Raw genomic sequence first — 12,265 nt, forward strand, 5'->3', positions numbered from 1 at the left:
GTCCCCGTGCCTTTGCTCGACGGGCATTCGCGTCCTTCGGAACGGAGCGCCAAGCCTCGCGGTTAGCCCGCAAAGAGGAGATAGGATATGAAAGCAGGACTCGCCGCGATCGTCGTCATGCTGTTTGCCGGGGCGGCCTTGGCGCAGGGCGGAGCGCCCAGCGGCCGCGGAGCGGTGACCGGCGATCCCGCCGCCAGTTCCGCCAGCCCGCAGGCGGATACGCCGACCACAGGGGCGGCGACGCGCTCGAACCCGAGCGGAAGCGGCACTTCAACTTCGGGCGGCAAGGATGACAATGGCGATGCGGGTCGGGACAGGATGCCGGAGAGCGACCGCACCGTGCGGCCGCAGAGCCAGCAACATCATCCGAACGATAAATAGGGGCGTTACTTGTCCGCCATGGTACGCTCGGCATCCCCGACTTGCGAGCGCAACAACGGGAGCTGTTCGCGCGCGAATGCTGCGAGGGCAGGATTGTCGGGCGCCTTCAGATAGCCTTCGAGCAGCTTGATGGCCGATTCATATTCGGGAATCTGCGAGGCATAGAAGCTTCGGACGTAAGTCGGTCCGTCCGACGTCTCGGGCTCGATCCGGCTCGCGCCGACGGAGGTCGCCTTGTCGACGCGCGGCTCCGCGCCGATCGCCTGCTGGATCTGCTTCAGCGCCTTGTCGCGCTTGGCCGCTTCCTCGGCGCGCAGGGCGGCAAGGTTCTTGACCTCGGCGTTGCCCTTCAGATCGGTGCTCTCCAGCAGGTCCTGCTGGAAACGGCTGAAATTGTAGAGGCCGCTGATGACGTCGGTGGCGCTCGGCGGGCGGTTGCCGGAGCTTCGTTCACCGGTGCTGTCGGCAAGCGCAGCGGTGCTGATGAAGGCCAGGATAATGGCGACGAGAACTCGCATCGGTGTCAATGGCGGCGGACATGCAAAGTTCCCTACAACATTACGATCCGGCAAGCGGGTTGCGATGCCAGAGTTCCGTCCCCACGTCTTGGTGATGAAACAGTCTGACATCTTCAGAGACAACGCCGACAATTGTCTTCAGCTCGCCGAGCGAGCCGACGGACAACCTGCGCACAAGCGCTATTCGCGCATGGCCGACGCCTGGACGGCGCTCGCGCATGAGCAGGATTGGCTCGATGGCGAAATCCCGCCCGTTGCGTCCCATTTCCCTCAAGAGCGGGAGGCGTGAGGGCTCCCCCTCTTCGTGAGGCTGCGTGTGAGACGGCTCACGGAATGCAAGTGATCAATCCAGGACGATCGGGGAACAGTTAATCGCGTCGGCTTTCGATTCCAGAAGGAGGTTTTGCAATGGCTCCACGTCTGGCTCTACTTTCACTCATTCTCGCCTTTGGTGTCTCGGTTGCGTTTGCGACCGTGACAACGGTGCGCCAGGTGCATCTGGAGAATGCATCGGCCACGGTCCACGCGACGCGCAGCTAGCACCACGCCGGAACATTCGGCGCCACCGTGCGTAAGCGCTTCGAGACATCAGAAGAGGCGTAGGCACATCATGGCCCATTCCGACCACGGTATCGTCAAGGACAAACGGGCGGAGGAACAGCCCCGCGACAAGCAGCGCGCGCAATCCGTGCAAAAGACCGATCCGCAAGACACGGCTGTGCAAAACACGGATGTGACAGGCTCCCCGTCGCGGGAGGCGACGCGCGATCCCAGGCTGAATGACAAGAGCAAGACGCCGGGCTCCGGCATGACGCCGGATGATTCCGACGACGCGCCGAGCGGCTAGAGGCGCGGAAACCGCAGGTTTCGCGCATGGAACAGTTTTCGCGTGACGAGTCGACAGGTTGCTTTTGGCTGTCATGCCCCCGGTGCGCCGGAAGCGACCTCCAAGGACGGCCCTGGCACCCACGGTGCCGGGGTCGTTTGCTGATGGGGGGCCGCTATGGCGCAGCGGTCGTGGCTTAAAGCATGATCCGGAAAAGTGCGACGCGGTTCTCCGGAATGATCATGCGCAAAGAGCAACCCAAAGCGCGATGACGATTCATCTCAATCGCATCGCTCTTTAGTCGCTGCTCTCCGGGTCTCCCTGAGTATGTCCCTCAGGTCCCCGGCCGAACACACCGAAGCTGCTCGACTTCACGCCGGCCGCAGCATCGACGCCCGCGGCGGCCAATCCAAATTTGAGCAGCTCGCGGACCGCTGCCGCTCGCGTCGGCATGCGATGTTTGAACCGGAAATCATCGACGGCGGCCAACTCCTCCGGCGAGAGCATGACCTGAAGGCGCTCGGCGCGAAGATCGTTCATGGTCGATCACACAGATTGAGTAGGTTGAGTAGATTACTCAACAAACCAACTTGGCGCGAGTTCCACAAGCGACGAGAAAGTCTCCAAATGAGTATGAAAGTGTAGCAAAATCAAGAGGTTAATATTGAAACGACTTGCGTGCTGGCGCATTCCCTTGGAAAGGGAGAGAAGCCATGACGGACGAAGTCAGGTTGCCCCGCAAGCTATCGGAAGAGCCGGAAGCACCGAAACCGGTGCGTCCAAGCCACCAGAAGGTCATCGAGCAGGTCGAGCGCTGGGCCAACAGCCCGGGGCTGCAGCCACCGAGGACGGAAGATGCGAAGACGGTCTGAGTCACATACGTTCGAGCAACGTCTCCAGGCGCAGAGGTTACGGCCTGAGCACGAACTGTCGGGCCTGCTGGATGGACGTCAGCGCGACGTTGTTCTCGCGCGCATCGATCAGCTTCAGACCGCGGCCGAGATGTATGGCTTTCTGATGCTACGGGACGGTGCTGCGGCTGTTCGCTGATGGCCGGATGCGCCCGGCCCGCTCGGTGCGGGAGGTGACACGAAGCTTTCGCCTCAGCCACCACGCCAACACCGACACGGCGGCCCATGCCAGGACGGCGGCGATGAATGCGCCGATCGCGCTTGTCGAGACCACGACGTAAAAGACCGCGGCGAACGCTGCCAGACCGATGCTTCCGAGCCCCGCCCCCGCCGCATCGAGCGCTGCGGCCTGCTGCCCGCGCCTTTGTCCGTTGAGGCCGGCCTTTTCCTTGGCGCGGCGCTCATGGCTTTCGATCAGGGTTGCGCTGGCGCAGAAGATGGCGGGGAGTGCGAGGAAGAGCCCGCCGACGGAGACGCCGAAACGGCTGCCGATGAGGCCTGCCACGACCGTCGCAAGGCCGCCGAGCGCGAAACGCACTGCGTATTCGTACCAATGCGTCTGCTTCAGCGCGGATGATGACAGCTTTATGGGCATCAGGCGGCGCCTCCGAGGCCGGCAAGCAAGCCGAAGGCGACCACGAACCAAACCGCAAAAGCGAGGATGGTTGCCGGCAGCGCGCCGAGACGAAATCTCATCAGCAGCTGGCAGACGGCGAGGCTGTAGCAGCCGAGGGCGATCGCGCCGTAGATCATGGTCCAGCTCGCGGCCGCCGCATATTGCGGGCCGTGCTGAACGACCGCAATGCCGAGCGTGGCCAGCGCGACCGACGGCGCCGCGCCGAGCAGCCCGGCAAAACTCTTCGGTCGCAGCATGTCGCCGAGGATCGCGAAGGCAGAGACGATCAGGCCGCCGGCGACGAAGCGCACCAGATATTCCGTCATGGCCGGCCCCGCAAAGCCGAGGACGGCTGCTGGCGCGATCTTGCCAGCGTGAACGGCCTGAGCAGTCGCTCGACAAGGACGCCGAGCGTAAAGCCCGCCACGACGTCGCTGGTCCAATGCGCGAGCAGCGCTACGCGCGTCAACGACAACGTCACGGCGAGCGTGCGGGCCAAGCGGCGCGAGGTCGGCGGCAACAGGCCGGCTGCCGAGGCGAGGGCGCCCATGTGCACGGCATGGCCCGAGGGAAACGCGTCTCTCGACCGCCCCGAGAAGGGGACGCCACGCCAATGGCCCGTGACGGTCAGCCGGTCCGGCCTCGTCTGATCGAACAAGGATTTCAGAATATGCGGCAGCACGGCCGTCGCCAGCGAGACCATCAGAACATGATCCGCAACGGGACGCTGTTGCGGATGCCGCAGCCGAGCGTAGAGCCATCCCGCCGCGGCGAGTGCGAGCAGCACGTTCTCGTCGGCGCCCCAGGTCATTGCTTGGGCGGCGTGCTCGAGCCCTGAGTTGGTGTTGTGCGCGATCTCGTTCGCGATCGCCGTATCGATCCGGGTGGGTTTGACTGTTACGAGCGCCATCGGTTCGCCGACGATATTTCCTCCATGACAGATTTGTAAAAGCTTGGAGACAAAGATGGTTCCTGGGCTCCAGGGCGAGTCCCAGCTCTGCTAAGGCTGGCCGGATCCGCCCGCGGCGCCATACACTTGGCCAGTTGCATAGCTGGCGTCGGCGGCGGCAAGCTGCACGTAGATCGAGGCAAGTTCGACGGGCTGGCCGGGACGGCCGAGCGGTGTCATGCCGCCGAATTTTTCGAGCTTGTCCATCGTGGCGCCGCCGGAGACCTGAAGCGGCGTCCAGATCGGTCCTGGCGCCACGCCATTGACACGGATGCCCCTCGCGGCGAGCTGCTTGGCCAGCGACTTCACATAGTTCATCGTCGCGGCCTTGGTCTGCGCATAGTCGTAGAGATCCGGCGAGGGATCGTAAGCTTGCTCGGAGGTGGTGCCGATGATGCAGGAGCCGGGCTTGAGATGCGGCAGGGCCGCCTTGATGATCCAGAACGGTGCGTAGATGTTCGTCTTCATGGTCGCGTCGAAATCCTCCGACGAGACATCGAGGATGGAGGCGCGTGTCTGCTGTCGTGCGGCGTTGCAAACGACGACGTCGAGGCCGCCGAGGCCTTGTACGGCCTGCTCGACCAGCTGCTTGCAGAAGCCTTCGTCCTTGAGGTCGCCCGGGATCGCAAGACCGCTCCGCCCTTCATTCTTGATCAGCGCGACCACCTCCTGCGCATCGGGCTCTTCCATAGGCAGATAGTTGATGGCGACGTCGGCGCCCTCGCGCGCATAGGCGATCGCGGCGGCCCGGCCCATGCCGGAATCGCCGCCCGTGATCAATGCCTTGCGGCCGGCGAGCCGGCCCGAGCCCTTGTAGCTGGTCTCGCCGTGATCCGGTCGCGGCTCCATCTTGCCAGCAAGGCCCGGCCAGGGCTGCGGCTGTTTCTTGAACGGCGGCTTCGGATAGCGGCTGACGGGATCGATCAAAGCATGGTCGGCCATGGACGTGTTTCCTTGCGCTGAGGACGCCAGCGAGGCCGCAGCGAGCGATGCGCCTGCGGCGTGCACGACATGGCGGCGCGACAGTGAGGTTCTGCTGTGATTCGTCATGATGCTCTCCGCGATGATCAAGGCTCAATGCGCGGAGACGACTGCCGTTGCTAAGGGGAGGACGCCGGGGCGCCGGCGTCCTTCAGCAATGCGTTACTTCGACTGGCCGACGCTCGGCGCCTTGCCGAGCTCCTTGGCCATGTCGAGATGATGCTTCAGGGCGGGCAGCGTCTTGCCGGCCCAATCCTTGAGTTCGGCATTGTCGCCGCCCTTGGCGTAACGCTCGAACAGCGAGACGGCATCCTCATGGGCGCTCACCTGATAGGAATTGTAATCCGAGCTGAAATCCTTACCGTTCGCATTCTTGAGCTTGTCAAGCTTGCTCTGGTGCGAGCTGTCGAGCTCTGCCGGAAGCGTTGCCTGGATTTTCTTGTCGCCGACCAAGCCCTTGAGCTCGGTGCTGGTCTTGGTGTGGTCGGTGACCATCTGCTGAGCGAAGCTCTTCTCCTGCGCGTTACCCTTCTGCTGGGCAAGCTTGCTCGACTCGATCTCGAACATGTCGCTGATCGCGACCTGCTTGACGAAGTCGGCGGTGGTCGGTGAGACGCCGAGCGCGGAATTGACGCCGGTCTTTTCGCCAAGCGATTGGGCGAGCGCAGGGCCTGCGAAGAGCACGCAAGCGAGGGCGATGACGGCACGTTTCATGTTTGGTCACTCCAATCTGGTGTGCGGCCGCTTGCCGCGCGTTGTTGCGCCGATCAACACGCCGCCGGGGCCGTGGTTCCTAACGATCAATCCGCGGGATTCCGTCCGGTGCGGGGATTGATGGGATCGGTCGGCTTGCGTCGAAGCCGCTCCGGCAGAAACGGCTCGGCTGGCGTAGGGGTTGGATCGGCCCGTACGTCGGCATGGCGCTGCGCCCGTTCATGCGGCGTCCGGTTGTCGTTGATGTGGTACTTCACGTCGACGCCATCGACGGGGTCGTTGACGCCGTGCCGGATATCGCGGAAGTCGCTCATGGTTCACCTCATTCCTTTCCGGGCAGGATCGTCTCGAGCACCTGCCGTGCTGCTCCCCGGATCATTCCGCTTTGGTTAGGGTCACCCTTCATGAGGGCGAGCGAGAAGTTCTTGGCCTGTTGAAGCGTGATATGCGGCGGCAGTGGCGGCACTTCGGGATCGGTCTTCACCTCCAGCACGACGGGCATCTCGCTCGCAAGCGCCTGCTCCCAGGCCGAGCCGAGCAGTTGCGGACTGTCGACGAAGATGCCGCGCAGCCCGATGAGCTCGGCGAAGCGGGAATAGGAGACGTCGGGAATGCGCTGCGAGGCCTCGAACTTGGGATCGCCGTTGATGATGCGCTGCTCCCACGTCACCTGGTTGAGGTCCTCATTGTTGAAGACGCAGACGATGAAGCGTGGATCCTTCCAGTTGCGCCAGTATTTCGCGGCGGTGATCAGTTCAGCCATGTTGTTCATCTGCATGGCGCCGTCGCCGACGAGGGCGATCACCGGCCGATCAGGATGGGCGTATTTCGCGGCGAGCGCATAGGGCACCGCGGCACCCATTGAGGCGAGGCCACCGGAGAGCGATGCCGTCATGCCGCGCCGCATCTTCAGGTCGCGCGCGAACCAGTTGGCGCAAGAGCCGGAATCGCTGGTGATGATGGCGCGGTCCGGCAGGCGCGGGGACAGCTCCCAGGCGACGAGCTGCGGATTGACCGGCGCCGCGGGCTGATGCGCACGGTCATCCAGCGTCTTCCACCATCTCGCGACGTCCTCCTGGATGCTCTGGCGCCAGGCGCCGTCGCTTCTGGGTTTCAGTCGCGGCAACAGTGCGCGCAACGTCTCGGCGGCGTCGCCCACGAGGCCGACCTCCATGGGAAAGCGGATCGACATCATGCTGGCGTCGATGTCGATCTGCACGCCGCGCGCGGCGCCCTCCTTTGGCAGGAACTCGGCGTAGGGGAAGGCCGAGCCGACCATCAGCAGCGTGTCGCATTCCATCATCATGTTGTAGCTGGGCTCGGTGCCGAGCAGGCCGATCGCGCCGGTGACCCAGGGCAGCTCGTCCGGCAGCGCGGCCTTGCCGAGCAGCGCCTTGGCGCAGCCGGCCGACAGCCGGTCGGCGACCGCGATCACCTCCTCGGTGGCGTGAAGCGCACCGGCGCCGACGAGCATCGCGACCTTCTTGCTGGCATTGAGGATCTCTGCGGCGCGATCGAGATCGGCCTCGCGCGGCGTGATACTGGGCGCGCTGTAGCCGATGCCGGAGTGCAATGTGCCGTGCGCGCGGGGCGGGCTCTCGTACGGCTCTTCCTGCAAATCGTTGGGCAGGATGATCACCGTCGGAGTGCGCCGCGCCAGCGCGATCCGAACCGCACGGTCGATCAGGTGCCGCACTTGTGCAGGCGAGGACGCCTGCATGACGTAGGCACCGGCGACGTCCTTGAACATTGAGAGAAGGTCGAGCTCCTGCTGATAGTGCCCGCCGAGGGCGTTGCGGGCCTGCTGGCCGACGATGGCCAGCACCGGCTGGTGATCGAGCAGCGCATCGTACAGCCCGGTGATGAGATGCGAGGCACCGGGCCCGGAGGTCGCGATGCAGACGCCGAGCTGGCCCGAGAACTTGGCGTAGGCGCTCGCCATGAACGCCGCCATCTCCTCGTGCCGTGCCTGCACGAACCCGATCCTGCCTTCGGCCCGGTTCATTGCGCCGAACACGCCGTTGATGCCGTCGCCGGGGTAGCCGAAGATGTGGCGCACGCCCCATTGATGCAGGCGCTCAACGATGAAGTCGGAGACTGTCTGGGTCATCGTGTGGCTCTTCGGTTCTGCGAGCTGGCTGAGGCTCAGAGAACCCATCGTCTCCCGCGATGTTCCTGGCTTTCCCGGGATGTTTCCGGCCCGCGCGCGGAACAGCGGCGGAACGATCGCTCGCCCGTCCGGTTGATTCACGTATTGGCTGAGTGGAGCACTGAGATGTTGAATCAAGGTGAGCTGGATCGCGCCGAGATGGGACGTCTGATCGGCAGCGACAAGGTCGAGGGAACATCGGTCTTCGGCGCCGATCGCTACCGGATCGGATCGATCGAGCGCGTGATGATCGACAAGGTCAGCGGCAAGGTGTCCTACGCCGTGCTTGGCTTCGGCGGATTTCTTGGCCTCGGCAACGACCACTATCCGTTGCCTTGGCAGTCGCTGAAATACGACACGGAGCTGGGCGGTTACGTGACGGCGATTACCGCCAAGGATCTGCAAAGCGCGCCGAGATACAGCGAACGGAGCGACTGGAACTGGGGCGATGAAGCCGCGGTTCGCGGCATCAACTCCTATTACGGCGTTCCTTTCGCATAAACGATGCATGGAAGGGAGTTCGATGAGCAAGGAGCGACCCAACGACGATCCCCGCGACCAGAACGATTGGGGATCCCACCGACAGACGGACAAGCCCTGGAAGGGTCATCCGGAGAAGGAGCAGCGATCGGACGAGGTGAAGCCAGATCTCGAGAAATGGCATCGGACGAAGACGCACTGAGAGAGGCGCACTGTCGCGGAATATCGAGACGAGCGCGGTACGAGATGCCGCGCTTCGTTTTTTTGACGGCGTGATCACGAATGATCGCGGCGCGTTGGCAGGGCGGAACCAAGTGTCGGCGCCGAGGTTGGGCCGGCGGCGCACAAGACCTACTCCAAAGCGTTCTGGCGTCAGCTCAATCCTGAGAAAGGTCGTTGGCCGTGGATGCTCAGATACGGGAGCATGGGCCGTCCGCGGAGCAGCCGCAGAGGGCGAAGCAGGCTCCAAACGCGCCGCCTGATCCGACCCGCAGCGCCGACGGCCAGTCGCCCAGACCGTCGTCGGCGGGAGAGCGGCTTCGTGAGCATTGGCTGCTTGCAACCGCAGGTGCCGTCGTTTTGATTGCCGCGCTCGTCGGCGGCCTGCTCTATTGGCTGCAGGTCCGTCACTACGAAGCGACCGACGATGCGTTCGTCGCAGCGCGAAGCTTCTCGGTCGCTTCGAAGGTCGGCGGCTACGTGACCGACATTCCCGTCACCGACAACCAGCACGTCAATTCCGGCGATCTCCTCGCCAAGATCGACGAGCGCGATTATCGCATCGCCATCGATCAGGCCGACGCGCAGGTGGCCAGCGCCAAGGCGAACATTGCCAATGTCGAGGCGCAGATCGATTCGCAGCATGAGCAGATCAAGCAGGCCGAGGCTCAGCTCGAACAGGCCCAGGCCCAGCTTCAATTTTCGCAGGAGGAATTCACGCGCGCCCAGGATCTGGTCGAGAAGGGCGCCGGCACCGTGCAGCGCCAGCAGCAGACCCGCTCGGACCTTCAGGCGCAGCAGGCCAACACCGAACGCGCCAGGACGGCGGTGACATCGGCGCAGCTCGGCATCAAGACGCTGCAGGCCCAGCTCGAAGGCGCCCGGGCGCAGCTCGGGCAGGCGCAGGCGCAGCTCGATCAGGCCAAGCTGAACCTGCAATACACCAGCGTCGCCGCCGCCCAGTCGGGCCGCGTCGTCAAGCTCTCTGGCGCCAAGGGCACGTTCGTCACGGCGGGACAGAGCCTGATGATGTTCGTGCCCGACGAGGTCTGGATCGTCGCGAACTACAAGGAGACGCAGCTGGGCGACATGCGTCCGGGCCAGCCGGTCGAGATCCGCATCGATGCCTATCCCGGCCGCAAGCTCACCGGCCACGTCGATTCGATGCAGCCGGGCTCCGGCACCGCCTTCAGTCTGCTGCCGGCGGAGAACGCGACCGGCAACTACGTCAAGGTGGTGCAGCGCGTGCCGGTGAAGATCGTGGTCGACAGCTGGCCGTCCGACCTGCCGGTTGGCCCAGGCATGTCGGTCGTGCCCTGGACCAGGGTGAGATGACGGACACAGCGCAAGGCGGCGCGTCCGCGGGCGGCTGGTCGCCGGAGCGCTCGGCGGCCGGCGGGCACAATCCCTATTTGATCGCCTTCGTGGTCTCGATCGCGACCTTCATGGAGGTGCTCGACACCACCATCGCCAACGTCGCACTACGTCACATCGCAGGCAGCCTCGCGGTCGGCATCGACGAGAGCACCTACGTCATCACCAGCTATCTCGTTGCCAACGCCATCGTGCTGTCGATCTCGGGCTGGCTCTCGACCGTGATCGGCCGCAAGCGCTTCTACATGATGTGCGTCGCGACCTTCACATTTGCCTCGCTGCTGTGTGGCTTCGCGTGGAATCTGCAATCGCTGGTGCTGTTCCGCATTCTTCAAGGTCTCGGCGGCGGCGGCATGGCCACCAGCGAGCAGGCGATCCTCGCCGACTCGTTCCCGCCGCATAAGCGCGGCCAGGCTTTCGCCATCTACGGCGTCGCCGTCGTGGTCGCGCCGGTGATCGGACCGACGCTCGGCGGCTGGATCACCGACACCTACACCTGGCACTGGGTGTTCCTGATCAACGTGCCGATGGGCCTGCTGTCGCTGTTCCTGGTCGGCACGCTGGTCAAAGAGCCTTCGGATGCGGAGAAGGAGCGGGAGAAGCTGCTCAGCAAGGGCCTGCGCGTCGACTATATAGGATTCCTGCTCGTTGCGATCGGACTCGGGTCGCTGGAATTCGTGCTCGATGAAGGCCAGCGCAACGACTGGTTCGGCTCGAACATGATCCTCGTCTTCGCGCTGCTGGCCGCGGTCTGCCTGCTCGCGCTGATCCCGTGGGAGCTGACGCGGGAGGATCCCATCGTCGATTTGCGCCTGCTCGGCCGCCGCCAGTTCGCCGCCTGCTTCCTGGTAATGCTGGCCACCGGGGCCGTGCTGATCTCGACCACGCAGCTCTTGCCGCAGCTGCTCCAGACCGAGTTGAACTACACTGCCATGCTGGCCGGCCTCGCGCTGTCGCCGGGCGGCGTCGCGACCCTCGTGCTGATGCCCGTGGTCGGCCGCCTCGTCGCTACGGTGCAGCCGAAATATCTCATCATGTTCGGCGCGGCGATCGTCGCGCTCTCGATGTGGCATCTCACCGGGCTTACCGGCGACATCACCTATGGCTATGCGGCGCTGTCGCGCATCTTCCTCGCGCTCGGTCTGCCGTTCCTGTTCCTGCCTGTCACGACCGCGTCTTACGACGGCGTTCCGCCGGACAAGACCAATCAGGCCTCCGCGCTGATCAATGTCGCCCGCAATATCGGGGGATCCATGGGTGTTGCGCTGGCACAGACGGTGTTGGCGCAGCGCCAACAATTCCACCAGAGCCGCCTGGTCGAGCACGCCGCGCCCTCCGATCTCGGTTATCAGCAGACCGTCGACACCATGACGCGCTACTTTCAGGCGCAAGGCTCCAATGCGAGCGATGCAGCGTCACAGGCCGTCGCGTGGGTCGGTCGCACCTTGCAGCAGCAGGTCGATTTGCTCGCCTATATCGACGTGTTCTGGACGCTGGCGATCATAGCGGTGCTGATGATTCCCACGGCGGCCGTGCTGCGGCCGATCAAGCTGGGTGGGCCGGCGCGGGGGCATTGATTGCGTTGCTGTTGCAAGTGGCGGGAGCGAGCGTCGATCACGAAGATGCTGCCACTCACCCCACCGCTTCCTTGCCCCCCGGCCCGGCATGCACATGCACCTGTTTGGCATGCAGCACCTCGCCGCATTCCGAGCACACCATGACGGGGTCGAACAGCTTGCCGCAGCTCTTGTGCTGATGCAGCAGCGGGCGGCCGCGCTCGTCGCCCATGTGGGTGTCGCCCCAATGCACCATCGCCATGATGATCGGATAGAGGTCGAGGCCCTTTTGCGTGAGGATGTACTCGTAGCGCTTCGGCGCCTCGGAATAGGGGACGCGACGCAGGATGCCGAACCGGACCAGCTTCTTCAGCCGCTCCGAGAGCAGGTGCCGCGTGATCTGCAACGAAGACTGGAATCCCTCGAACCGGCGGACCCGCAGAAAACATTCGCGCAGGATCAGCAACGTCCAGCGATCGCCGACCACGGCAACGGTCCGGGAGAGCGAGCAGGTCTCCTCTTCCAGCGTATCCCATTTCATGGTGCGATCTCCGGCGTTTAAGTCTGAAAAAGGAACTGACTTGAACGATC

Annotated in this window: 18 protein-coding genes; 8 read left to right on the top strand and 10 right to left on the bottom strand. The window is 64.2% G+C overall.

Annotated features, from left to right (window positions below):
• The first annotated feature begins 87 nt into the window (after positions 1 to 87).
• Positions 88 to 381, top strand: a complete 294-nt coding sequence (locus X268_RS39295) for a hypothetical protein (RefSeq protein ID WP_164937585.1) — start codon at positions 88 to 90, stop codon at positions 379 to 381.
• A gap of 5 nt (positions 382 to 386) precedes the next feature.
• On the opposite strand, the gene X268_RS06850 is transcribed toward X268_RS39295, so the two are convergent.
• The gene (locus X268_RS06850) at positions 387 to 899 is read right to left on the bottom strand and encodes a DUF4142 domain-containing protein (RefSeq protein WP_128924223.1); all 513 of its coding nucleotides are present in this window, start codon (positions 897 to 899) and stop codon (positions 387 to 389) included.
• Between the two features lie 94 nt (positions 900 to 993).
• Between X268_RS06850 and X268_RS06855 the strand changes: the two genes are divergently transcribed.
• On the top strand, positions 994 to 1,188 hold the full coding sequence (locus tag X268_RS06855) for a hypothetical protein (protein ID WP_128929170.1): 195 nt from the start codon (positions 994 to 996) through the stop codon (positions 1,186 to 1,188).
• 321 nt (positions 1,189 to 1,509) lie between these two features.
• On the top strand, positions 1,510 to 1,746 hold the full coding sequence (locus X268_RS06860) for a hypothetical protein (RefSeq protein ID WP_128924224.1): 237 nt from the start codon (positions 1,510 to 1,512) through the stop codon (positions 1,744 to 1,746).
• A gap of 276 nt (positions 1,747 to 2,022) precedes the next feature.
• On the opposite strand, the gene X268_RS06865 is transcribed toward X268_RS06860, so the two are convergent.
• Complete coding sequence (locus tag X268_RS06865; RefSeq protein WP_164937586.1) at positions 2,023 to 2,265, bottom strand: hypothetical protein; 243 nt, start codon at positions 2,263 to 2,265, stop codon at positions 2,023 to 2,025.
• Positions 2,266 to 2,438: 173 nt separating this feature from the next.
• Here X268_RS06865 and X268_RS39300 point away from each other — a divergent pair, with 173 nt between their 5' ends.
• Positions 2,439 to 2,597: a hypothetical protein gene (locus X268_RS39300; protein ID WP_164937587.1), complete on the top strand. Its 159-nt coding sequence runs from the start codon at positions 2,439 to 2,441 to the stop codon at positions 2,595 to 2,597.
• A gap of 148 nt (positions 2,598 to 2,745) precedes the next feature.
• Here X268_RS39300 and X268_RS06875 read toward each other — a convergent pair whose 3' ends face one another.
• From X268_RS06875 to X268_RS06905, 7 genes are all read right to left on the bottom strand, one after another.
• Positions 2,746 to 3,231: a hypothetical protein gene (locus X268_RS06875; RefSeq protein WP_128924226.1), complete on the bottom strand. Its 486-nt coding sequence runs from the start codon at positions 3,229 to 3,231 to the stop codon at positions 2,746 to 2,748.
• Positions 3,231 to 3,578 (bottom strand): DUF3147 family protein, encoded by a 348-nt coding sequence (locus X268_RS06880; protein WP_128924227.1) that lies wholly within the window; start codon positions 3,576 to 3,578, stop codon positions 3,231 to 3,233. The genes X268_RS06875 and X268_RS06880 overlap by 1 nt, the downstream gene beginning before the upstream one ends.
• The gene (locus tag X268_RS06885; RefSeq protein WP_128924228.1) at positions 3,575 to 4,162 is read right to left on the bottom strand and encodes a phosphatase PAP2 family protein; all 588 of its coding nucleotides are present in this window, start codon (positions 4,160 to 4,162) and stop codon (positions 3,575 to 3,577) included. Before X268_RS06885 ends, X268_RS06880 begins: the two co-directional genes overlap by 4 nt.
• 90 nt (positions 4,163 to 4,252) lie before the next feature.
• Positions 4,253 to 5,251: an SDR family oxidoreductase gene (locus X268_RS06890; RefSeq protein WP_128924229.1), complete on the bottom strand. Its 999-nt coding sequence runs from the start codon at positions 5,249 to 5,251 to the stop codon at positions 4,253 to 4,255.
• Between the two features lie 93 nt (positions 5,252 to 5,344).
• A complete protein-coding gene (locus X268_RS06895) occupies positions 5,345 to 5,896 on the bottom strand; it encodes a DUF4142 domain-containing protein (protein ID WP_128924230.1) in 552 nt (183 codons plus the stop codon).
• An 86-nt stretch (positions 5,897 to 5,982) separates the two neighbouring features.
• Positions 5,983 to 6,210: a hypothetical protein gene (locus X268_RS06900; protein WP_128924231.1), complete on the bottom strand. Its 228-nt coding sequence runs from the start codon at positions 6,208 to 6,210 to the stop codon at positions 5,983 to 5,985.
• Between the two features lie 8 nt (positions 6,211 to 6,218).
• On the bottom strand, positions 6,219 to 8,006 hold the full coding sequence (locus X268_RS06905) for a thiamine pyrophosphate-requiring protein (protein ID WP_128924232.1): 1,788 nt from the start codon (positions 8,004 to 8,006) through the stop codon (positions 6,219 to 6,221).
• 165 nt (positions 8,007 to 8,171) lie between these two features.
• On the opposite strand from X268_RS06905, the gene X268_RS06910 reads away from it, so the two are divergent.
• The 4 genes from X268_RS06910 to X268_RS06920 all read left to right on the top strand — a co-directional run bounded on the left by X268_RS06910 (position 8,172) and on the right by X268_RS06920 (position 11,695).
• Positions 8,172 to 8,546, top strand: coding sequence for a PRC-barrel domain-containing protein (locus tag X268_RS06910; protein WP_128924233.1), 375 nt, complete (start codon positions 8,172 to 8,174; stop codon positions 8,544 to 8,546).
• Positions 8,547 to 8,568: 22 nt separating this feature from the next.
• Positions 8,569 to 8,727, top strand: coding sequence for a hypothetical protein (locus X268_RS39305; RefSeq protein WP_164937588.1), 159 nt, complete (start codon positions 8,569 to 8,571; stop codon positions 8,725 to 8,727).
• Between the two features lie 200 nt (positions 8,728 to 8,927).
• The gene (locus tag X268_RS06915) at positions 8,928 to 10,079 is read left to right on the top strand and encodes an HlyD family secretion protein (RefSeq protein WP_128929172.1); all 1,152 of its coding nucleotides are present in this window, start codon (positions 8,928 to 8,930) and stop codon (positions 10,077 to 10,079) included.
• Entirely contained in the window at positions 10,076 to 11,695 is a 1,620-nt protein-coding gene (locus X268_RS06920) for a DHA2 family efflux MFS transporter permease subunit (RefSeq protein ID WP_128924234.1), read from the top strand. Before X268_RS06915 ends, X268_RS06920 begins: the two co-directional genes overlap by 4 nt.
• Positions 11,696 to 11,750: 55 nt before the next feature.
• On the opposite strand, the gene X268_RS06925 is transcribed toward X268_RS06920, so the two are convergent.
• Complete coding sequence (locus X268_RS06925) at positions 11,751 to 12,215, bottom strand: winged helix-turn-helix transcriptional regulator (RefSeq protein ID WP_128924235.1); 465 nt, start codon at positions 12,213 to 12,215, stop codon at positions 11,751 to 11,753.
• Positions 12,216 to 12,265: the final 50 nt, after the last annotated feature.

This window comes from Bradyrhizobium guangxiense, assembly GCF_004114915.1.
Lineage (GTDB): Bacteria > Pseudomonadota > Alphaproteobacteria > Rhizobiales > Xanthobacteraceae > Bradyrhizobium > Bradyrhizobium guangxiense.